The organism is Paracoccus aminophilus JCM 7686, assembly GCF_000444995.1.
Classification (GTDB): domain Bacteria; phylum Pseudomonadota; class Alphaproteobacteria; order Rhodobacterales; family Rhodobacteraceae; genus Paracoccus; species Paracoccus aminophilus.
In genome coordinates, this window is sequence record NC_022041.1 from 861,211 (window position 1) to 883,083 (window position 21,873).

General features: G+C 63.7%; 20 protein-coding genes. 17 read left to right on the forward strand and 3 right to left on the reverse strand.

The genetic code is table 11. The annotated features are described in order from the left end of the window. Positions 1–27 precede the first annotated feature (27 nt). The 8 genes from JCM7686_RS04375 (at position 28) to phoB (ending at position 8,801) form a co-directional block, all read left to right on the forward strand. Positions 28–1,107, forward strand: coding sequence for an NAD(P)/FAD-dependent oxidoreductase (locus JCM7686_RS04375; RefSeq protein WP_020949651.1), 1,080 nt, complete (start codon positions 28–30; stop codon positions 1,105–1,107). Between the two features lie 86 nt (positions 1,108–1,193). After that, a complete protein-coding gene (aroC, locus tag JCM7686_RS04380) occupies positions 1,194–2,297 on the forward strand; it encodes a chorismate synthase (protein ID WP_020949652.1) in 1,104 nt (367 codons plus the stop codon). A 325-nt stretch (positions 2,298–2,622) separates the two neighbouring features. After that, positions 2,623–3,648 (forward strand): substrate-binding domain-containing protein, encoded by a 1,026-nt coding sequence (locus JCM7686_RS04385; RefSeq protein WP_020949653.1) that lies wholly within the window; start codon positions 2,623–2,625, stop codon positions 3,646–3,648. Positions 3,649–3,732: 84 nt separating this feature from the next. Then, the gene (gene pstC / locus JCM7686_RS04390; RefSeq protein WP_020949654.1) at positions 3,733–5,193 is read left to right on the forward strand and encodes a phosphate ABC transporter permease subunit PstC; all 1,461 of its coding nucleotides are present in this window, start codon (positions 3,733–3,735) and stop codon (positions 5,191–5,193) included. Next, entirely contained in the window at positions 5,190–6,545 is a 1,356-nt protein-coding gene (gene pstA, locus JCM7686_RS04395) for a phosphate ABC transporter permease PstA (protein WP_020949655.1), read from the forward strand. Before pstC ends, pstA begins: the two co-directional genes overlap by 4 nt. A 21-nt stretch (positions 6,546–6,566) precedes the next feature. Beyond that, complete coding sequence (pstB, locus tag JCM7686_RS04400; RefSeq protein ID WP_020949656.1) at positions 6,567–7,364, forward strand: phosphate ABC transporter ATP-binding protein PstB; 798 nt, start codon at positions 6,567–6,569, stop codon at positions 7,362–7,364. Positions 7,365–7,380: 16 nt separating this feature from the next. Further along, the gene (gene phoU, locus JCM7686_RS04405; RefSeq protein WP_020949657.1) at positions 7,381–8,109 is read left to right on the forward strand and encodes a phosphate signaling complex protein PhoU; all 729 of its coding nucleotides are present in this window, start codon (positions 7,381–7,383) and stop codon (positions 8,107–8,109) included. Then, positions 8,109–8,801 carry a phosphate regulon transcriptional regulator PhoB gene (gene phoB, locus JCM7686_RS04410; RefSeq protein WP_020949658.1) on the forward strand — a complete coding sequence of 231 codons (693 nt, stop codon included), beginning with the start codon at positions 8,109–8,111 and terminating at the stop codon, positions 8,799–8,801. Before phoU ends, phoB begins: the two co-directional genes overlap by 1 nt. Before the next feature lie 96 nt (positions 8,802–8,897). Here the strand turns inward: phoB and JCM7686_RS04415 are convergent, their stop codons facing one another. The 3 genes from JCM7686_RS04415 to tldD all read right to left on the reverse strand — a co-directional run bounded on the left by JCM7686_RS04415 (position 8,898) and on the right by tldD (position 13,979). Continuing rightward, positions 8,898–11,165: an OmpA family protein gene (locus tag JCM7686_RS04415; protein WP_020949659.1), complete on the reverse strand. Its 2,268-nt coding sequence runs from the start codon at positions 11,163–11,165 to the stop codon at positions 8,898–8,900. 146 nt (positions 11,166–11,311) lie between these two features. Then, the gene (gene dprA / locus JCM7686_RS04420; protein WP_020949660.1) at positions 11,312–12,454 is read right to left on the reverse strand and encodes a DNA-processing protein DprA; all 1,143 of its coding nucleotides are present in this window, start codon (positions 12,452–12,454) and stop codon (positions 11,312–11,314) included. A 103-nt stretch (positions 12,455–12,557) separates the two neighbouring features. Beyond that, the gene (gene tldD, locus JCM7686_RS04425; RefSeq protein WP_020949661.1) at positions 12,558–13,979 is read right to left on the reverse strand and encodes a metalloprotease TldD; all 1,422 of its coding nucleotides are present in this window, start codon (positions 13,977–13,979) and stop codon (positions 12,558–12,560) included. 161 nt (positions 13,980–14,140) lie between these two features. Between tldD and coxB the strand changes: the two genes are divergently transcribed. From coxB to JCM7686_RS04470, 9 genes are all read left to right on the forward strand, one after another. Continuing rightward, positions 14,141–15,037, forward strand: a complete 897-nt coding sequence (gene coxB / locus JCM7686_RS04430; protein ID WP_020949662.1) for a cytochrome c oxidase subunit II — start codon at positions 14,141–14,143, stop codon at positions 15,035–15,037. 9 nt (positions 15,038–15,046) lie between these two features. After that, positions 15,047–15,967, forward strand: coding sequence for a heme o synthase (gene cyoE, locus JCM7686_RS04435; RefSeq protein WP_020949663.1), 921 nt, complete (start codon positions 15,047–15,049; stop codon positions 15,965–15,967). After that, entirely contained in the window at positions 15,967–16,311 is a 345-nt protein-coding gene (locus JCM7686_RS23320; RefSeq protein ID WP_020949664.1) for a hypothetical protein, read from the forward strand. The genes cyoE and JCM7686_RS23320 overlap by 1 nt, the downstream gene beginning before the upstream one ends. Continuing rightward, entirely contained in the window at positions 16,308–16,880 is a 573-nt protein-coding gene (locus JCM7686_RS04445; protein WP_020949665.1) for a cytochrome c oxidase assembly protein, read from the forward strand. The genes JCM7686_RS23320 and JCM7686_RS04445 overlap by 4 nt, the downstream gene beginning before the upstream one ends. A gap of 39 nt (positions 16,881–16,919) precedes the next feature. After that, positions 16,920–17,753, forward strand: a complete 834-nt coding sequence (locus tag JCM7686_RS04450) for a cytochrome c oxidase subunit 3 (RefSeq protein WP_020949666.1) — start codon at positions 16,920–16,922, stop codon at positions 17,751–17,753. Between the two features lie 204 nt (positions 17,754–17,957). Beyond that, entirely contained in the window at positions 17,958–18,629 is a 672-nt protein-coding gene (locus JCM7686_RS04455) for an SURF1 family protein (RefSeq protein ID WP_020949667.1), read from the forward strand. 8 nt (positions 18,630–18,637) lie between these two features. Continuing rightward, on the forward strand, positions 18,638–20,026 hold the full coding sequence (gene thrC / locus JCM7686_RS04460) for a threonine synthase (protein ID WP_020949668.1): 1,389 nt from the start codon (positions 18,638–18,640) through the stop codon (positions 20,024–20,026). After that, entirely contained in the window at positions 20,023–21,288 is a 1,266-nt protein-coding gene (locus JCM7686_RS04465; protein ID WP_020949669.1) for a M16 family metallopeptidase, read from the forward strand. The genes thrC and JCM7686_RS04465 overlap by 4 nt, the downstream gene beginning before the upstream one ends. After that, positions 21,288–21,872 (forward strand): GNAT family N-acetyltransferase, encoded by a 585-nt coding sequence (locus tag JCM7686_RS04470; protein WP_020949670.1) that lies wholly within the window; start codon positions 21,288–21,290, stop codon positions 21,870–21,872. Before JCM7686_RS04465 ends, JCM7686_RS04470 begins: the two co-directional genes overlap by 1 nt. Position 21,873 lies beyond the last annotated feature (1 nt).

Here is a 21,873-nt window from a genome sequence, read left to right on the forward strand (position 1 = left end):
CAGGGGGCGGATCGCAGGGGAGCAGCCATGACACAGACCGCAAGCACCGATTTCCTCATCATCGGCGGCGGCATTGCCGGGGTCTCGGCTGCCGCAGAGCTGGCGCCTCTGGGCAGCACCCGGCTGATCGAGGCCGAGGCGCATCTGGCCTATCACGCCTCGGGCCGCTCTGCCGCGCTTTATGAGCCATTTTACGGCCCGCCGCCGATGGTCACGCTGAGCCTTGCCTCACGCGAGGGGCTCGATGCGGCGGGGGTGCTCTCGCCGCGCGGGGTCATGCTGGTCGTCGGCCATGACGATGCTGGGCTTCTCGACGAAGAGGCGGCGCTGATGCGAATGACCGAGATCGACCGCGAGGCGGCGCTTGCCGCCTGTCCGGGGCTCGATCCGGCCAAACTTGCCCGCGCGGCTCTGGGCGGCGATGCGCAGGATATCGACACCGACAAGCTCATCCAAAGCTATCTGCGCCGCGCCAAGGCGCAAGGCGCGCAGGTCGAGCTTTCCGCCCCCGCCACTGCGATCACCCGGCGCGCGGGGCTGTGGCGGGTGGCGACGCCCAGGGGTGAATTCTCGGCTGCGGTTTTGGTGAATGCGGCGGGCGCTTGGGCTGATCCGGTCGCGCAAATGGCCGGGGTCGCGCCCAAAAGCATCGTGCCGCACCGCCGCTCGATGGCACGGATCGCCGCGCCCGCCGGGGTCGATGTCTCGGGCTGGCCGATGCTGCTGGGCGCGCGCGACAGCTTCTACGCCAAGCCCGATGCGGGCGCGCTGATCGTCTCACCGGGCGATGCCGAGTCGACCACGCCCCATGACGCTTGGGCCGATGATCTGGTGCTGGCCGAGGGGCTCGCGCGCTACGAGGCGCTGATGCGTTACCCGGTCGAGCGGATGCTGGCCAATTGGGCGGGGCTGCGCAGCTTTGCGCCTGATGGCGCGCCGGTCTATGGCCGCGACCCGGATGAGCCCGATTTCATCTGGTTCGCCGGGCAGGGCGGATATGGGTTCCAGTCCTCGGTCGCAGCGGCGCGGCTGATCGCCGATCTGGTCGCCGAACGCCCGACCGATCCCGAGTTGACCCGAGCAATCGACCCCGCCCGCTTTGCCTGAGGCCAGTTTGCCGTTGCCCCCTGCGAAGGGCGGGGGTATCGCGGGACGGACGGATCAACAGGCAGGTTAACGGACAGGCGCGCCCCATGAGTTTCAACACCTTTGGCCATCTTTTCCGCTTCACGACCTGGGGCGAAAGCCACGGGCCGGCGCTGGGGGCGACGGTGGACGGCTGCCCGCCCGGGATCGCTTTGGACGAGGCTTTCATCCAGCAATTTCTGGACCGGCGCAAACCCGGCACCTCGAAACACACGACCCAGCGCAAGGAAGCCGACGAGGTCCGCATCCTCTCGGGCGTGTTCGAGGGCAAGACCACCGGCACGCCGATCCAGCTGATGATCGAGAACACCGACCAGCGCTCGAAGGATTACGGCGAGATCGCGCAGGCCTTCCGCCCCGGTCACGCCGATATCGCCTATCATCTGAAATACGGCATCCGCGATTATCGCGGCGGCGGGCGCTCCAGCGCGCGCGAAACTGCGGCGCGGGTCGCGGCGGGTGGCGTGGCGCAGGCGGTTTTGCGCGATCTCGTGCCGGGGCTGCGCATCACCGGCTATATGACCCAGATGGGCGCGCTGCATCTGGACCGCGACAAGTTCGATGCCTCCGAGATCCTGAACAATCCCTTCTTCCTGCCCGATGCCTCGGCGGTTCCGGCTTGGGAGGATTACCTCACCGGCATCCGCAAGGCGCAGGATTCGGTCGGCGCCGCCATCGAGGTGCTGATCGAGGGCTGCCCGGCGGGCCTTGGTGCGCCGATCTATGCCAAGCTCGACACCGCGCTGGCGGCGGCGATGATGTCGATCAATGCGGTCAAGGGCGTCGAGATCGGCGAGGGCATGGGCGCTGCGGCGCTGACCGGGACCGAGAATGCCGATGAGATCATCATGGGCAATGACGGGCCGGTCTTCCTTTCGAACCATGCGGGCGGGATTCTGGGCGGGATTTCGACCGGGCAGGACATCGTCGTGCGCTTCTCGGTTAAGCCGACGAGCTCGATCCTGACGCCGCGCCGCACGATCAACCAAAAGGGCGAAGAGATCGAGCTGATCACCAAGGGCCGCCACGACCCCTGCGTGGGCATCCGCGCCGTGCCGATCGCCGAGGCGATGGCCGCTTGCGTCATTCTGGATCACCTGCTTCTGGACCGCGCCCAGACCGGCGGGCAGCGCGGACATATCGGCGGGTAAATCCACGCTTGATCCGGACGGAAAAGGCGAGGGCTGCGCAGGGCGCGGCCCTTCTTTTTGTGTCCGAACTGTCATCTGCGCTGTCACAAAGCCGGGAATCAGCGCTGGACTACTGCACTTGTTGTCGAGGCAAGCGTCATATTTCTTTCCCGCATCACACGAATCCAGCGAGAAAATTCTCTCCCGTTTTCGTTTGTTTACAGCCTGTTAACCAGACACCTCCCCGATGTCATTCAACTGTCACATTTCTGTATCAAAAGCGACATGTCGACGCTCTAGGTCACAGCCAAGGTCGAGCACGACCTCAGACATTCAGGAGAGATCCATGACTTCCGTGAAATTCACCGTCTCGGCCCTGGCCCTCATCGCTGCCTCGGCCACTGCTGCCTCGGCTCGCGACCAGATCCAGGTCTCCGGCTCCTCGACGGTGCTGCCCTATGCCACCATCGCCGCCGAAGCGTTCAGCGAGAACTCTGACTTCCCGACGCCGGTTGTTGAATCGGGTGGTTCGTCGGCTGGTCTGAAGAAGTTCTGTGAAGGCGTGGGCGACAACACGATCGACATCGCGAACTCGTCGCGTCCGATCAAAGACAGCGAGCGCGAAGCTTGCAAAGCCGCCGGCGTCGCCGACATCATGGAAGTCCGCATCGGCTATGACGGGATCGTCTTCGCCAGCGACATCGCGGGCAACTCCTTCGCCTTCACCCCGGCCGACTGGTTCAACGCGCTTTCGGCTGAAGTCGTGAAAGACGGCAAAGTCGTCAAGAACACCGCGACCAAATGGAACGAGATCCGCGCCGAGCTGCCGGATCAGGAAATCCTCGCTTTCGTTCCGGGCACCAAGCACGGCACCCGTGAAGTCTTCGAAGAGAAAGTCATCGCCGCAGGCTGCAAAGAGGCCGGTGCTGCTGACGTCTTCAAGAAAGAGCTCGGCGACGACAAAGCCAAGGAAGCCTGCATGGCGCTGCGCACCGATGGCAAATCGGTCGACATCGACGGCGACTATACCGAGACTCTGGCCCGCATCGGCTCGGCCAAGAACGGCATCGGCGTCTTCGGTCTGTCCTTCTACGAGAACAACACCGACAAGCTGAAAGTCGCGACCATGTCGGGCGTCACCCCCTCGACCGAGACCATCGCTTCGGGCGACTACCCGGTCTCGCGTCCGCTCTTCTTCTACGTCAAGAAAGCCCATATCGGCCAAGTCCCGGGCCTGAAAGAATTCGCTGAATTCTTCGTCTCGGACGACATCGCTGGCCCGACCGGCCCGCTGGCTCAATACGGTCTCGTGTCGGATCCGAAACTGGCCGACACCCAGAAGGCCGTGGCTGACGAAGCCACCATGCAATAAGCGAAAACGAGCGGGGCCAGAGATGGCCCCGCCCGCCCTTTGTAGCTTCTCCATCATCCATTTCCCGAACAATCCGAGGCCCTTATGCCTGCAATCTGGATCGCGCTGATCATCCTCGCGCTGGCCGTCGTTGGCTATGTGCTGGGCGTCAAACGCGCGCTGTCCCTTGCTGGCGGTGACAGTCGCCGTCTGCATTCCCGCACAACCTATTATGGCTGGAACGTCGCGCTGTTCGCCGCTGTTCCGGCTTTGCTGGTTCTGGTGCTGTGGCTGATCGCGCAGCCGGTCATGCTTGAGCGCGCCATGTCCGGTGCCATTCCCGAGGATATGCTGAGCGAAGGGGCAAACCGCAGCCTGATCATCGCCGATGTCCGCAACACCGCCAATGCCTTGAGCGCAGCCGAGCAGAAGGGTCTGCTCAGTGCCGCCGAGCTTGCCGATCCTGCGGGCAATGCCGATGCGATCAAGGCCAAGCTGACCGATGCGGGCATCCGCTTCGCCTCGGGCGCCACGCCGCAGATCTTCGCGGCCGCCGAGCATTACAGCGCCAGCCAATCGACTGGCCGCAAGGTCATCACCGTGCTCGCGCTTCTGGCCGCTGTCGCCGGGCTCGCCTTTGCGACCATGCGCATCCATCCCGAGTTCCGCGCGCGCAATGTCGTCGAGACCTTCATCAAGGGCCTGCTCATCGCCTGCTCGAGCATCGCGATCCTGACCACGGTCGGCATTGTTTTGTCGATGCTCTTCGAGACCGGGCATTTCTTCCAGGCCTATCCCTGGACCGACTTCTTCTTCGGCACGACCTGGTCGCCGAAATTCGGCGGCGGTTCGCAGCTTGGCATCCTGCCGCTGATCTGGGGCACGCTTTATATCTCGGTCATCGCGCTGGCGGTGTCGGTTCCGGTCGGGCTTTTCGCTGCGATCTACATGTCGGAATATGCGTCGAGCCGCGTCCGTTCGGTGGTCAAACCCGCCATCGAGATGCTGGCCGGTATCCCGACCATCGTTTACGGTCTCTTTGCGCTGATCACGGTCGGCCCGATGCTGCGCGACTATTTCGCCCAGCCGCTTGGCCTTGGCTCGTCGGGCTCTTCGGTGATGACCGCGGGTCTGGTCATGGGCATCATGCTGATCCCCTTCGTCAGCTCGCTGTCCGATGACATCATCAACGCTGTGCCCCAAAGCCTGCGCGATGGCGCGCTTGGCCTTGGCTCGACCCAGTCCGAAACCGTGCGCAAGGTGGTTCTGCCCGCCGCGCTGCCGGGCATCGTCGGCGCGATCCTGCTGGCCGCCTCGCGCGCCATCGGTGAAACCATGATCGTGGTCATGGGTGCGGGGGCTGCGGCGAAGATGAACCTCAACCCCTTCGAGGCGATGACAACCATCACCGTGAAGATCGTGAGCCAGCTGACCGGCGACACCGATTTCCGCGCACCCGAGACGCTGGTCGCCTTCGCGCTGGGTCTGACGCTCTTTGTCATCACCCTCGCCCTCAACATCGTCGCGCTGTATGTGGTGCGCAAATACCGGGAGCAATACGAATGACCGACGCAAGCCTCTCTGGGGCCGCTGCCCCCGCGCGTCGTCACGGCTCGCTGACGCAACTCGACGAGCGGACCCGCCGCCGCAATGCTGCCGAAAAGCGCTTCCGCGCCTATGGTGCCGGTGCGATCGCCATCGCCATCGCCTGTCTTGCGATCCTGCTTTTCACGATCCTGAGCAACGGTCTTGGCGCCTTCCGCCAGACCTACCTGACACTGCCGGTCGCGCTTGACGCGCAGGTGCTTGATCCTTCGGGCCAGCGCGATCTTGACGCGATGAAGAAGGTCACGACCATCGGTTACAGCAAGGTTCTGGAAGCCGCTTTGCGCCAGACCCTCGCCCAGAACGCCATTCCCGAAGAGGGGCTGTCGAAGAAGGACATCGGCGATCTGATCTCGAAAGAGGCGCCCGCGCAGCTGCGCAATATGGTGCTGGCCGATCCGGCACTTGTCGGCACCAGCGTCGATGTCAGCGTCCTGACCAACGGTCGCGTCGATGGCTTCTTCAAGGGCCGCGTGACCATGGCTTCGGCCGAAAAGGACAGCAACACCTCGCCCGCGCAGTTGCAGCTGGCGCAGACCCTGAAAGAGAAGGGGATGCTGGCCACGAAATGGAACTGGGCTTTCCTGACCAATCCCGATGCCTCTGACCAGCGCCCCGAAGCGGCCGGTGTCGGCATCGCGATCCTGGGCTCGGTCTATATGATGCTGGTGGTGCTGGTTCTGGCAGTTCCGATCGGGGTTGCGGCCTCGATCTATCTGGAAGAATTCGCGCCGAAGAACCGTCTGACCGATATCATCGAGGTCAATATCGCGAACCTTGCGGCCGTGCCCTCGATCGTTTTCGGTATCCTTGGTCTGGCGGCCTTCATCAACTTCGCCGGTCTGCCGCAATCGGCGCCGATCGTTGGCGGTCTGGTGCTGACGCTGATGACGCTGCCGACGATCATCATCTCGACCCGCGCTGCGCTGAAGGCGGTTCCGCCCTCGATCCGCGACGCAGCGCTTGGGATCGGTGCCTCGAAGATGCAGACGATCTTCCACCACGTCCTGCCGCTGGCGCTTCCGGGCATCCTGACCGGCACGATCATCGGTCTGGCTCAGGCGCTTGGCGAAACCGCGCCGCTTCTGCTGATCGGCATGGTCGCCTTCGTGAAGAACTTCCCCTCGGCCCCGCCGGAAGGTCTCTTCGACCCGGCTTCGGCTCTGCCCGTACAGGTCTATAACTGGACCCAACGCGCGGACCCGGCCTTCTTCGAGCGTGCCTCGGGCGCCATCATCGTCCTCCTCGTGTTCCTGCTGTGCATGAACGTTCTCGCCATCTTCCTGCGTCGCCGCTTCGAGCGCCGGTGGTGATCTTAAAAAGGAAATCTGATAATGAATGACATGAGCATCATGGAGCGCGCCGTGACCGTCAACGAAAGCAAGATCTCGGCCAAGAAGGTGCAGGTCTATTACGGCGAGAAACATGCCGTGAAGGACGTCGACATCGAGATCCTGGACAAGACCGTCACCGCTTTCATCGGCCCGTCGGGCTGCGGCAAATCGACTTTCCTGCGCTGCATCAACCGCATGAACGACACGATCGACATCTGCCGCGTCGAAGGTCAGATCACGCTGGACGGGGACGATATCTACGACCGCCGCGTCGACCCGGTGCAGCTGCGCGCCAAGGTTGGCATGGTTTTCCAAAAGCCGAACCCCTTCCCGAAGTCGATCTATGACAACGTGGCTTACGGGCCGCGCATCCACGGCCTCGTGCGCAACAAGGTGGAAACCGACGAGATCGTCGAGAAGTCGCTGCGTGGCGCCGCACTCTGGAACGAGGTCAAGGATCGCCTGCACGAGCCGGGGACCGGTCTCTCGGGTGGTCAGCAACAGCGTCTGTGCATCGCCCGCGCGGTTGCGACCCAGCCGGAAGTCCTGCTGATGGACGAGCCGTGCTCGGCGCTTGACCCGATCGCGACCAGCCAGGTCGAAGAGCTGATCGACCAGCTGCGCTCGGAATTCTCGGTCGTGATCGTGACCCACTCGATGCAGCAGGCCGCGCGCGTCAGCCAGAAAACCGCCTTCTTCCACCTGGGCAACCTGGTCGAATATGGCGACACCGACGATATTTTCACCCGGCCGCGCGATCCGCGCACCGAAAGCTACATCTCCGGCAAGATCGGTTGATCGGATAGAGGGCAATATGAATACCAACAACGAACGCCATATCGCCTCGGCCTTTGATCGCGACCTTGAAACGGTTCAGGCTCTGGTCGTGAAAATGGGTGGAATGGTCGAAACGGCCATTCAGGATTCGGCGCGTGCGCTGGAAACCCGCGACGACGAGCTGGCCGAAGATGTGCGTCAGCGCGACAAGGCCATCGACGCGCTCGAGGCCCAGATCAACGAAGAAGCCGCCCGGCTGATCGCTTTGCGCGCGCCGATTGCCTCGGATCTGCGCACGGCGCTGACCGTGATCAAGATCTCGGCCAGCCTCGAGCGGGTCGGCGATTACGCCAAAAACATCGCCAAGCGCAGCAATGTGCTGGCCCATATGCCGCTGATCAACGGCGCGGGCATCGCTTTGCGCCGGATGTCGACCACGGTTGAAGGCATGATGAAGGATGCGCTCGACAGCTTCATCCAGCGCGATGCCGCTTTGGCCGAAGATGTGCGCCAGCGCGATATCGATGTCGATCAGATGTATAATGCGCTCTTCCGCGAATTCCTGACCTATATGATGGAAGACCCGCGCAATATCACGGCCTGCATGCATCTGCATTTCATCGCCAAGAACATCGAGCGCATGGGCGATCATGCGACCGGCATTGCCGAGCAGGTGATCTATCTCACCACCGGCGAGCTGCCCGACGACACCCGCCCGAAAAGCGACAGTGTCTCGCGCGTGGATCTGAATGAGGGCGAAGACTGATGGCTTCGGCACATCAACCCTGCGTGCTTGTGGTTGAGGATGAGGGCGCGCAGCGCGAGGTCCTCAAATACAATCTCGAAGCCGAGGGTTTTTCGGTTGTCCTCGCCGAGAATGGCGATGAGGCCATGCTGCTTGTTCAGGAAGAGCAGCCCGATCTGATCGTGCTCGACTGGATGCTGCCCAATGTTTCGGGCATCGAGGTTTGCCGTCGGATCAAAGCCGATCCGGCAACGCGCTCGATCCCGATCATCATGCTTTCGGCGCGCTCGGAAGAGGTCGATCGCGTGCGCGGGCTGGAAACCGGCGCGGATGATTATGTCGTCAAACCCTATTCGGTGGTCGAACTCATGGCCCGGCTGCGCACGCAGCTGCGCCGCACCCGACCGACGACCATGGGTGAGCGGCTGAGCTTTTCCGACATCATCCTCGATTCGGCCGAGCATCGCGTCTTCCGCAGCGGGCAGGCCCTGCATCTCGGGCCGACCGAGTTCCGCCTGCTCTCGACCCTGATGGAAAAACCGGGTCGGGTCTGGACGCGCGAGCAATTGCTCGACCGGGTCTGGGGTCGCGACGTCTATGTCGATACCCGCACGATTGATGTCCATGTCGGCCGTCTGCGTAAGGCGCTGATGGTGAACGGCGGCGAGAACCCGGTCCGGACCGTGCGTGGCACGGGCTACGCACTCGGGTAAACACCTTTCGAGACTAAAAAAGGCGGGGATCTTTCCCCGCCTTTTTTGTTGCGCTGCGGTGTGACCGGGGCGCTTAGGCGCCCCAGCCGTTTCGGCTCAGCGCTGTTCGATCAGATCGGTGATCCGACGCACGGCGACGCGGCGGTTGGCTTGTTCAGGGCCATCGGTCTGGACGCGCAGGAACTGTTTGCCATAGCCCTGAACCACCAGGTTTTCCGGCGGGACCTTGAAATATTCAGACAGCGCCAGCGCCACCGATTCCGCACGACGGTCCGACAGCGCGAGGTTCGAGGCCGCCGAGCCCACCGCATCGGTATAGCCCTCGATCAGGAACATCTCTCTGGGGTTCTTGCGGATGCTGTCGGCAATGGCGCGGCCCAGATCCGACAATTGGCTTGCCTGATTGGGGTCGATCGCTGCCGAGCCGGTCGCAAAGGTGATCGATTGGATATCGAGCGGCGCCACCAAAGCGCGGACCTGCGCGATGTCGCGGATCTGGTCGAGCGTGAAGCGGCGGCTCACCCGCGATTCCTGCATCAAGGCGTCGCGAAGGGCTTGCTCGCTCATCCCGGGCTGATAGGGGATCGGGCGGGCAGGAGCGGGAAGCTCCGAGACACGCACCGGCGCCACATCGACGGTGTCGTCGATCAGCATGGTCGAGCGTCCATCCGGCCAGACCACCGAGCGGCGCAGCACGTTCATCCGCGCATCGCGGATCGTCACGACCTTGCTGCCATCTTCGCGCAGAACCGAGGTGATCGTCGAGCCATCCGAGAATTTCTCGGTCTGCACATTCGAGCCCGGCTGGAAGAGCAGCGTATCATCGTTCTTGATCAGCTGTTGCGAGCCGTCCGGATTGGTCACAACCACCCGGTCGCCGGTGTTAAGCGCAACCTGCTGATTGTTCGACAGATAGCTGCCCACCGCATAGCCCGCGAGCCCGGCAAGCGCGAGCCGCGCCAGATCGCGACCGGTGTGGTCGTCCTTTTTCTTCGCCTCGGTCTTGCCGGTGATCGCCTCTTGGATGCTTTGGGTCACCGAAGTGCCGAAGTCTTCATCCGAGCGGCGCGTGTCCTCTTTGGTGACGGTGACATCCGTAACCTTGCCCTCGGCCTTCTTGCCATTGGTGCCGGCCAGCAGCGCGTCATTGGGCACGACCTTCTTGGGGTTGGCGGCGGCAATCGCGGCATCGGTTTCCTTGGCCGCAGCCTCGGGGGCGGTGAGTTCGGTGACCGCGGGGTTGGTCTTGCCGCCTTTGCCAGCCTGCGCGGCATCTGCGGGAAGGATCTCTTTGCCGTTGCCGGTTGCATCGCCGGGAAGGATGTCCTTGTTTTGCGCGGCTTTGCCTTTCCCTTTGGCCTGATCTTGTCCGGCCTCGGTCGCTGCTGCGGCCGCGGCCGCGGCAGCCGCTGCCGCTTTGCCGTCCTTGGCCTTGCCTTCCTTGGCCTCAAGCGCCTGTTTCAGCGTATCGGGATTGTCCCCGACAGCCGTGGCCTGTCCGGCATCACCCGGCACCACCTCTTTGGGTTTGTCTGCCTTGGCGGCCTTGTCGGCGGGCTGGGCCTTGTCGGCGGCCTGCGCCTTGTCTGCGGCTTTGGCCTGACCTTTGGGTTGCGCGGCGTCCGCCGCAGCGGCAGTCCCAGCTGCGGCATCCGCCGCGGCTTTGGCCGCCTTGCCGGCTTTGGCAGGCTGATCCTGCTGCTCCAGTGCCTGCTTCAGCGCATCGGTCGATTCGCCAGCCTTGGCCTTGGCTTCGGCGGCGGCTTCAGACGCGGCATCTGCAGCTTTGGCCTTGCCCTTGGGCGCGGGCTGATCGACGGTTTCGGCGACGGCGGGCTTGGCGTCGGGAGCCTTTTCGTCGGGTTGGGCGCGTGCGGCCTTGGCGGGTTTCTTCTGGCCCTCCTCGGCAACCGCCTTGGCTTTTGCCGCGCGGTCAGGGGCATCCGCCGGTTTCACATCCGGGCTTTCGGCCTGAACGACCGCGGGACGCTTGTTCGGCGCGGGGGTGTCAGCGGCGGCTTCGGGACGTTGACGCACAGGCTTGGCATCCTTGGGCACCACGGCCTCTTCGGCGGCGGCCTGAGCGGCCTTGCCCTTCCCTTTGCCGGGATGTCCGCCGTCGGCTTGCGGCGCGGCGGCCTCGGCTTGCGCGGCATCCGCGTTGCGGGCCTTTTTGCCCGCCTTTTGCTGGCCCTCGGCCGGAGCCTCCTGTGCCTCTTTCGCCTTTTTCTTCGGCGCGACCTGCGTGGCATCCTGCGCGGCACCGCTTTGATCGGTCACTGCGCCTTCGGCGAGCGAAATGGTCGGCATGAGCAGGGACAGGATCGTGACGATGGCTGTCGTGGTTCTGAAGGTCTGGCGCATATCTGCTCCTCTGGCCACTGGGGCGCGTGTTAGTCGCAATAAAACCCCGGCTCGGGAGCAGAGTTCCGGGCCGAAGCGCCACGGTTGCGTGAAGCGCAGGATTTTGCCGACAAGAATCGCGCGAAGGTGGAAGCCGCAGAAAAACCTCATGAAGTTCGCGCCATCATCCCGCCGGGCAGGCGCGTGAGCTCCCCCGAAAGTTCAAGCGCGAGAACCGCGGGCGCCACGTCGGACGGCGCGGCGCCGATGTCGCGCATCAGGGCGTTTTCGTCGGTCGGGCTTAGATTGAGGCGATTGAGGATCTTCGCGCGGATCTGGCTTTGGCGCTGCGTCTCTGCCTCGGCATCGGCAATCAGATTGCTGGCCGTCGCCGGGGGCTCGGCCACGGGGGCGAGGGGCCGGGAGATCGTCAGCGCGGCCAGCACATCTTCGGCGCTGCGCACCAAGGTCGCGCCGTCGCGGATGAGGTTGTTGCAGCCGCCCGCCCGCGCATCCATCGGATGGCCCGGCACCGCCATGACCTCGCGGCCCTGATCGAGCGCATTGCGCGCGGTAATCAGACTGCCCGAACGCTCCGCGGCCTCGGCCACCACGGTCGCTTGCGCCAAGGCCGAAATGATGCGGTTGCGGGCGGGGAAATGGCGCGCGATCGGCGCAAGGCCCGGAGGTTGCTCGCTTAGAAGAAGGCCGCGTGCGGTGATTTTTTCAGCAAGCTCGGCATTTTCCGCCGGATAGATCTGATCGATCCCGCCCGCCATCACCGCGATGGTTCCGGTGTCGAGGCTGGCTTCATGCACCGCAGTATCAATCCCGCGCGCCAGCCCCGAAACCGTGCAGAGCCCCGCGCGACCAAGGCCAGAGGCCAGCGCGCGCGCCATGCGCAGCCCGAGCGACGAGGCATTGCGCGCGCCGATGACAGCGATTTTGGGCGCGCTGAGCGCATCGAGATTGCCGCGTAACCAGAGCAAGGGCGGCGCGTCAGAGATTTCGCGCAGCGCAGCCGGGTAAAGCGGGTCGCACCAGAAGAGAAGCCGTGCCCCGGCCTTGCGACCCGCGGCAAGTTCGGCCCGAGCGACGCCTTCGGGGCAGGGGGCGTAATCGCTCAGCCCCGCCGCGCGGGCGACCTCGGGCAGAGCGGCAAGTGCCGCAGCAGGGCTGTGATGCTCGGCAATCAGGCGGTGAAAGGTCGTCGGGCCAACCCGGCGCGAGCGGATGAGGCGCAGCACCGTCACCGCGTCGAAACCCGGGCTATCGAGGGGCAGTTCGAGAGCTTCCGTTTTTCGCCGCATGACATGTCACCCGCCTCATCCAGTCTCTGTCATCGCAGCCAGAGGTTAAGATAAGGTTATCCGCCGCCAAAATAATGGCCTGCGGAGGATGTCGCGTGGTGGCTCAGGTGGCCGAGCCGCCCACCGTCAGCCCGCCCAGCATCAGCGTCGGCAGGCCCACGCCCACCGGCACCCATTGGCCCTGCTTGCCGCAATTGCCGATGCCGGGATCAAGCGCGAGATCATTGCCGATGGCGCGGATCTGCTGAAGCGCGGTCGCGCCGTCTCCGATCAGGGTGGCGCCGCGAATCGGATCGCCGACGACACCGTTTTTGACGCGATAGGCCTCGGTGCAGGAGAAGACGAATTTGCCGTTGGTGATATCGACCTGACCGCCGCCAAAGCCGACCGCATAGATCCCATCCTTGAGATCGGCGAGAATCGCCGCCGGGTCGCTTTCGCCTGCCAACATGAAGGTATTGGTCATGCGCGGCATCGGCGCATAGGCATAGCCCTGACGGCGACCGTTGCCGGTGGCGGGCACGCCCATCAGGCGCGCGTTCTGGCGGTCCTGCATATAGCCGGTGAGAATCCCGTCCTCGATCAGCACGTTGCGCGCGGGCGGCGTGCCCTCGTCATCGACGGTGATCGAGCCGCGCCGGTCCGGGATCGTGCCGTCATCGACCACGGTCACCCCGGCAGAGGCGACGCGTTTGCCCAAAAGCCCGGCAAAGGCCGAATGCCCCTTGCGGTTGAAATCGCCCTCGAGCCCATGGCCCACGGCCTCGTGCAGCAAGATCCCCGGCCACCCCGGGCCGAGCACGACATCCATGACCCCGGCCGGAGCGGGGACCGAGCGCAGATTGACCAAAGCGATGCGCAGGGCTTCCTGCACGAGCCCTTTCCAATGCTCGGGCGCGACCAGCCCATCGAGCGCGATGCGCCCGCCGCCGCCTGCCGAACCCGATTCGCGGCGCGAATTCGATTCGACCATGACCGAGACATTGATCCGCGCCATCGGGCGGATGTCCGAAGAGAGCCCGCCTTCGGGGCGCAGAATCGCAACCTCCTGAACCGAGCTTGCGACCGAGGCTGTCACCTGAACGACACGCGGGTCGAGACTGCGGGCGTAATCGTCGATCTCGCGCAGGACGAGGACGCGATCGGCGAAACCGACATTCGCGGCCGGGTCGATCGGCGCATAAAGCCGCGGCGTCGGACCAAAGGGCGCAGCCGCCAGCGTGCCGCCCCCATTGCCAACGGCAAGCCGCGCGGTCTCGGCGGCACTGGTCAGGCCGCGCTCGCTGATTTCGGTCGAATGGGCGTAGCCGGTGACCTCGCCCCGCACGGCGCGCAGGCCAAAGCCCTGATCGGCCTCATATCCGGCATTGCGCAGCCGACCATCGTCGAAAACCAGCGTCTCGGCGCGGGAGCGTTCGAGAAAGAGCTCGCCGTCATCGCCGCCGGCGACCGCCGATTGCAGGATTCGAAGCGACTGATCGCGATCAAGGAGGTCTTCGAAAGGAGAGAAGGGGGCGTCATTCATCTGTCTTGTCCGTGCCACGTTCGGCAGACTATGGGGTTTTTGGCGCAAAATAGATAGGTATGGCTTGCCCGTGGGGGCAAGATATGGTTCTGACTTTCTCACCAATACCAGTTGGCCGCAGCACGCGGACCGACCGGTGCGACTGTAGGCAACGGGATGGGATGATGGCAATTGCTACAATGCGCCGCGCGCTGGCGGCAGTGACAGCGACAGGATTGGCAGCTTTCGTGGCGGCTCCTGCTCTGGCGCAGGAAGTTCTGGGTGATCTGCCGGTGATCGGCAAGCCGGTGAACAAGGGGATGGGTTTCCAGCCGCCGTCGAGCGAGCTTGCCCATGACCAGCAGTGGCTCGATCATTTCGTGCTGATCATCATCACGGTGGTGACGGTTTTCGTCTGCCTTCTGCTGCTGATCTGTATCCTCCGCTTCAATCGCCGCGTGAATCCGGTCCCGGCCCGCTTCACGCACAACACCCCGATCGAAATCGCCTGGACGCTGGTTCCGGTGCTGGTGCTGATCTCGATCGGTGCATTCTCGCTGCCGATTCTGTTCCGCAGCCAGGAAATGCCCGCCAATCCGGATCTGGTCATCAAAGTGACCGGGCACCAGTGGTACTGGTCCTATGAATATCCGAATGACGGCATCGCTTTCGACGCGCTGCTGCTCGAAAAGGAAGACCTCGCCGCGCATGGCTATACCGAGGAAGATTACCTCCTCGCGACCGACAACCCGGTCGTGGTCCCGGTCGGCAAGACCGTGCTGGTTCAGGTCACCGCAAGCGACGTGATCCACAGCTGGACCGTTCCGGCCTTTGCCGTGAAACAGGATGGCGTTCCGGGTCGGATTGCACAGCTTTGGTTCGCAGCCGATAAAGAAGGCATCTATTTCGGCCAGTGCTCCGAGCTCTGCGGCAACAACCACGCCTATATGCCGATCGTCGTGAAAGCCGTCAGCCAGGACAAATATGATGCCTGGGTGAAAGGCGCCAAAGAGGAATTCGCAGCGGATGCTTCGGATTACCTCCCGGCCCAGCCGGTCAAAGTGGCTTCGGCCCAGTAAGGGAAGACAGTGGCTCAGACGCGCGCATATGAAGGTCAGGGCGAGGCTCAGTTCGGCGATTACGTCGCCCTGCTGAAGCCCCGGGTGATGTCGCTGGTGGTGTTCACGGCCTTTGTTGGCCTGTGGATTGCCCCGGTGCCGATGAACCCTTTCGTGGCCTTCTGCTCGATCCTGTTCATCGCACTCGGAGGCGGGGCCTCCGGTGCGCTGAACATGTGGTATGATTCCGATATCGACGCCAAGATGCGCCGGACCCAGACCCGTCCGATCCCGGCGGGCCGGGTCGAGCGTGGCGAGGCTTTGGCCATCGGAATCGCGCTTTCTGGCCTTGCTGTGATGATGCTCGGCCTTGCGGCAAACTGGTTTGCCGCGGGCTTTCTTGCCTTCACCATCTTCTTCTATGCCGTGATCTATACGATGTGGCTGAAGCGTCTGACGCCGCAGAACATCGTCATCGGCGGTGCCGCCGGCTCTTTCCCGCCCATGGTGGGTTGGGCCTGCGCCACCGGCAGCATCAGCCTCGAATCGCTGCTGATGTTTGCGCTGATTTTCTTCTGGACCCCGCCGCACTTCTGGGCGCTGGCGCTGTTCACCAAGGCAGATTACTCGGACGCCGGTGTTCCGATGCTGACCGTGACCCATGGTCGCACCTCGGCTCGCCGCCATGTCTTTGCCTATACGCTGATCCTCGCGCCTTTCGCGATCTGGCTGGGGCTGACCTCGGTCGGCGGCCCGCTTTACATGGCGGTGGCTGTTGCGCTGAACGTGCTCTTCATCCACGGCGGCTGGCAGGTCATGCAGCGCGGGGATGCCGCAGCCGAGGCTGACGGCTATAAAACCGAGCGGCGCTTCTTCAAGCTTTCGCTCTATTACACTTTCCTTCATTTCCTGGCGCTTCTCGTCCAGCATTGGATTGGAGCAGGCTGGTAATGGCACTTCGTCCCGAACATGAAATCCATCAGCGCCGCCGCGGGCGCAATGTCGGCCTACTGGTCGTGCTGCTGATGTTTGTCGCTCTGGTCTTCGGCCTCTCGATCGTCAAGATCCAGCAGGGCGATCTGATGGAGGGCTTTGACCACCAGTTCCGTGCCTCGGCCCTGCCGCGCACGGAGCCGATCAAACCGGGCTCGCCGGACTCTATCGCGAGATCGGCCAAGCCGCGCACGCCGGCGGCTGTCAGCTCTGACCCGGCCACGACCTCTGGAGCGGATGCTCCCGCAGCAGGGGCGACCACCGCCCCCGCCGCAAACTCCGAAGCCGAGGCGACGCCATGACCGCGAATACCAAGATCCTGACCCGCCTCTTGGCCGTGGTCTTCACCATGGGCGCGCTCGCCTGGGCGGCGGTGCCGTTCTATTCCTGGTTCTGCAAGGTGACCGGCTATGGCGGGACAACCAATGTCGCCGTCTCTGCGCCCGATACCGTGCTGGATGAGGTCGTGCGCGTGCGCTTTGATGCGAACGTTGACAGCGATCTCGGCTGGACCTTCCGCCCGATGCAGAAGGATATGACTCTGCGTCTGGGCGAATCCGGCATGGCCTTTTACGAGGCCGTCAACAACACCAATGAGGCGATCACCGGCACGGCGAGCTATAACGTCGCGCCCGATCTCGCCGGTTATTACTTCAACAAGATCGAATGTTTCTGCTTCACCGAGCAGACGCTGCAACCCGGTGAGCGTGTCGAGATGCCCGTCAACTTCTTCGTGGATCCTGATATCCTCAAAGACAGTGACGCGAGCTGGATTCGCGACATCACGCTTTCCTACACGTTCCACCTGACCGACAAGCCCCAGCCGAAGCAAGCTTCGCTGGACGCCGAGCCGGCGCGGACCGTAAACTGACCAAAATAATCAAGACGCACCAACAGCCAGGATCCGAAAATGGCGCACGCTAAGAACCACGATTACCACATCCTGCATCCGTCCATCTGGCCGTTCTTCGGCGCGGTGTCCGCCTTCTTCATGCTGGTCGGCGGTGTCGCCTGGATGAAAGGCGAAAGCGGAATCGACCCGTTCGGCCTGACCGTCTCTGGCCCCTGGCTGTTCCTGATCGGCCTGGTCGGCGTCCTGTTCACCATGTTTGGCTGGTGGGCGGATGTCGTCCGCGAGGGCGAAACCGGCGACCACACTCCGGTCGTCCGTATCGGCCTGCAATACGGCATCATCCTGTTCATCATGTCCGAAGTGATGTTCTTCGTCGCTTGGTTCTGGGCCTTCTTCAAGAACGCGCTTTACCCGATGGGCCCGATGAGCCCGCTCAAGGATGGCGTCTGGCCGCCGGAAGGCATCGTCACGCTTGATCCGTGGCACCTGCCGCTGATGAACACGCTGATCCTGCTGCTCTCGGGCGTTGCCGTGACCTGGGCGCACCATGCGCTGGTCCATGACAACGACCGCAAGACCACGATCAACGGTCTGGCCATTGCCGTCGTTCTCGGCCTGTGCTTCACCGCGCTTCAGGCGCTGGAATACAGCCACGCGACCTTCGGTCTGGCCGACACGGTCTATGGCGGCGTCTTCTACATGGCGACCGGCTTCCACGGCTTCCACGTCATCATCGGGACGATCTTCCTCTTCGTCTGCATGATCCGCCTGATGCGCGGTCAGATGACCCAGACCAACCACGTCGGTTTCGAGGCCGCTGCGTGGTACTGGCACTTCGTCGACGTTGTCTGGCTGTTCCTCTTCTTCGCGATCTACATCTGGGGTCGTTGATCCAAAACGCGGCCCTGCTGGCAGGACCCAAGGCGTGCGAGGCGAAAGCTTCGCGCGTCTTTTTTGCCTGAACCCTCGGGCAAAAGCCCAAAGGCGCGCCACAGCCTCTTGACGATCGCGCGCCGATAGCAGACCCCCGGTAACGTCCCGCGTGGCACGCGCGCCGGGGCGATTGCCGTCCTCGCGACTTCTCGGAAGAACCCCATGCGCCGCTATCTCGCTCCTCTTATTGTCGGCATTCTTGGCTGTGCCATTCTCATCAGCCTCGGCATCTGGCAGGTCCAGAGACTGGGCTGGAAAGTCGCGATGCTCGAAGAGATCCAGGCCCGGATCGAAGCCGCGCCGCGCCCGCTGCCCGCTCGCTACGAGCCCGAGATGAAATATGACCCGGTCGAGGTTTCCGGACGGACCACCGGCGAGGAAGTGCTGGTCCTGTCTGGCACGCGTGAGCTCGGCGGCGGCTATCAGGTGATTTCCGCCTTCGAGACCGAGGACGGGCGCCGCATCCTGCTTGATCGTGGTTTCATCCCCGAGGATGACCGCCGCCAGCCGCGGCCTCCGGTCGAGCTGCATGTGATCGGCAATCTTCATTGGCCGGAAGAGCGGGGCTCCTCGACGCCCGCGCCCAATCTCACCGAAGGGATCTGGTTTGCGCGCGAGGTGCCGCTTCTGGCCGAACATCTTCACACCGAGCCGCTGCTCGTGGTCGCCGCGGCGGTCGAGGGCGATGCACAAGGCGTTGCGCCGGTTCCGATCAGCGTTCAGGGCATTCCGAACAACCACCTCGAATATGCCGCGACATGGTTCATGCTGGCGGTGATCTGGGCAGGGATGACAGTTGGGCTGATCTGGCGTATCAGACAGCGGAAATACTAGGGATCAGAATGAAATACGTTTCGACGCGCGGTCAGGCTCCCGAACTGACTTTCGAACAGGCGATGATGACCGGCCTTGCCCGTGACGGCGGCCTCTATCTGCCCGAGACCATTCCGACCTTCAGCGCCGCCGAGATCGCCGCGCTTGAAGGTCTGCCCTATGAAGAGGTGGCCCGCCGTGTCGTGGCCCCCTTCATCGGCGACAGCTTTACCGATGCGGAACTGCGTCAGGCGATTGCCAAGGCTTACGGCAATTTCGGCCATATCGCCCGCGCGCCGCTGGTCCAGCTGGCACCCGGCCATCATCTGCTCGAGCTTTTCCACGGCCCGACTTTGGCCTTCAAAGACTTCGCCATGCAGCTGATCGGTCAGCTCTTCCAGATCGCGCTGGCGCGGTCGGGCGATCGCATCACCATCGTCGGCGCGACCTCGGGCGATACCGGCTCGGCGGCGATCGAGGCCTTCAAGGGCCTTGCCAATGTCGATGTCTTCATCCTTTACCCGCATGGCCGCGTCAGCGAAGTCCAGCGCCGCCAGATGTCGACGCCCTCCGAGGCGAACGTCCATGCCCTCGCCATTGATGGGCATTTCGACGATGCACAGGCGCGGCTGAAGGATCTCTTCAACGACCATACGTTCCGCGACGAGGTTGGGCTTGCTGGCGTGAACTCGATCAACTGGGCGCGGGTTCTGGCGCAGGTCGTCTATTACTTCACCGCCGCCGTCTCGCTTGGCGCGCCTTTGCGCGAGATCGACTTCACCGTGCCGACCGGCAATTTCGGCGATATTTTCGCGGCCTCGATTGCCAAGGAAATGGGCCTGCCGATTGGCAAGCTGGTGATTGCGACGAACCAGAACGACATTTTGCACCGCGCGCTCACGACCGGCGAATATCGCACCGGCACGGTCGAGCCCTCGATCTCGCCCTCGATGGACATTCAAGTCAGCTCGAATTTCGAGCGCGCGCTGTATTTGGCTTATGGCCGCGATGCGGGCGCGATCCGTCAGCTCATGGACGAGCTGAAATCGGGCGGTTTCACCATCAGCCAGGGCGCGCTTCGGCACCTGCGCGAGACCTATGTCTCGGGCCGCGCCTCGGAAGAGGAAACCACCGCGATGATCCGCACCATCCGTGCGGAAGCCGCCGAGGTGATTTGCCCCCATACCGCCGTCGCCGTGAAGGTCGCGCGCGAAAACCTGCGTCCGGGCGTGCCGATGATCTCGCTCTCGACCGCGCATCCGGCGAAATTCCCCGATGCGGTCGAAGCGGCTTTGGGCATCCGCCCGCCGCTGCCGCCGCATATGGCCGATCTTTTCGAGAGGGACGAGCGCATCACGCAGGTTCCGAATGACGCTGAAGCCCTTAAAGCGCTCGTGCGCGACCGGAGACGTGCATGACAGCTATCCGCATTTCGACGCTTCCGAACGGATTGCGCATCGTCACCCACCGGATGGAGGGGCTGCATTCCGCCTCGATCGGGGTCTGGGTCAATGCGGGCGGTCGCGATGAGCGCGCCGAGCAAAACGGCATCGCGCATTTCCTTGAGCATATGGCCTTCAAGGGCACCGCGAAACGCTCGGCCTTGGAAATCGCCGAGGCGATCGAGGATGTCGGTGGCTATATCAACGCCTATACCTCGCGCGATGTGACCGCCTATTACGCCCGCGTGCTCAAGGAAGACACCGTGCTCGCGCTCGATGTCATCTCGGATATCGTGCTGAACCCGGTCTTCGAGCAACGCGAGATCGAGCTTGAGCGCGGCGTGATCTTGCAAGAAATCGGCATGTCGCTGGATACGCCGGACGATGTGATTTTCGACTGGCTGCAAGAGGCCGCCTATCCGAACCAGCCGATGGGCCGCACCATTCTCGGCCCGGCAGAGCGGGTCTCGAGCTTTGGCAAAAGCGATCTCGCCGGTTTCGTGGCCGAGCATTATGGCCCCGGCCAGATGATCGTCGCGGCGGCGGGGGCGGTTGACCATGACCAGATCGTGGCGCAAGCGACCGGCATTTTCGGCGGGCTCTCGCCCTTGACTAAGGTCACGCGCGAAGCTGCGCGCTGGCAGGGTGCCGAGATGCGCCGCGTCAAGGATCTTGAGCAGGCGCATTTCGCGCTGGCGCTCGAAGGTCCGGGCTATCGCGATTCCGATTATTTCGCGACCCAGATCTGGACCAACGCGCTTGGCGGCGGCATGTCCTCGCGGCTCTTCCAGAAGATCCGGGAAGAGCGCGGGCTCTGCTATACGATCTTCGCGCAGTCGGGCTTCCACGACGACACCGGCATGGTGACGATCTATGCCGGGACCTCGGCCGAGCAGATCTCGGATCTGGCGCAGATCACCATCGACGAGCTGAAACGCAGCGCCGAGGATCTGACCGAAGCCGAGGTTAATCGCGCCAAGGTCCAGATGAAGGCCGGGATGCTGATGGGGCTCGAAAGCCCCTCGGGTCAGGCCGAGCGTATGGCGCGCTCGCTCGCGATCTGGGACCGGGTGCCGACGCCCGAAGAGGTCGCAGAGCGCATCGACGCGGTCACCGTGCGGCAGGTTCAGGATCATGCGGTCGGGCTTTTGCACGCCGCGCGCCCGGCGCTCGCGCTTTACGGCCCGGTCGAGGATGCACCTGATCGCGACACCCTTGCCGAAAGGCTCGCCGCCTGATGTTCGGTCGCCGCCGTCCGCCTCGATTGGAAACCGAGCGGATGGTGCTGCGCTTGCCTGCGCATGCCGATTATCAAGCCTGGACGGCGCTGCGCGAAGAAAGCCGCGCCTTCCTGACCCCCTGGGAGCCGACCTGGGCGGCCGATCATCTCACCCGGAAAAGCTTTACCAACCGGGTCTATTGGGCACAGCGCGCCAGCCGCTCGCGCACCTCGCTGCCGTTGTTCATCATCCGCCACGACGGGGTGTTGCTCGGCGCGATCACGCTCGACAACATCCGCCGCGGCCCGGCGCAATCGGGCACGATCGGCTATTGGATCGGCCAGCCCTTCGCGCGTCACGGCTATATGCGCGAGGCGATTGCCGCGCTGGTCAATTTCGCCTTTACCGAGCTGGATCTCAGCCGCATCGAAGCCGCCTGCCTGCCCGAGAATGCCGCCTCGCGCGGGGTGCTGGAAAAGGCGGGCTTCAAATATGAGGGCGTCGCGCAAAGCTATCTTCAGATCAGCGGGCGCTGGCGCAATCATGTGCTTTACTCGAACCTGCGCGGCGATCGGCGGGGAAAGACCGATGCCGGCGCCTGAG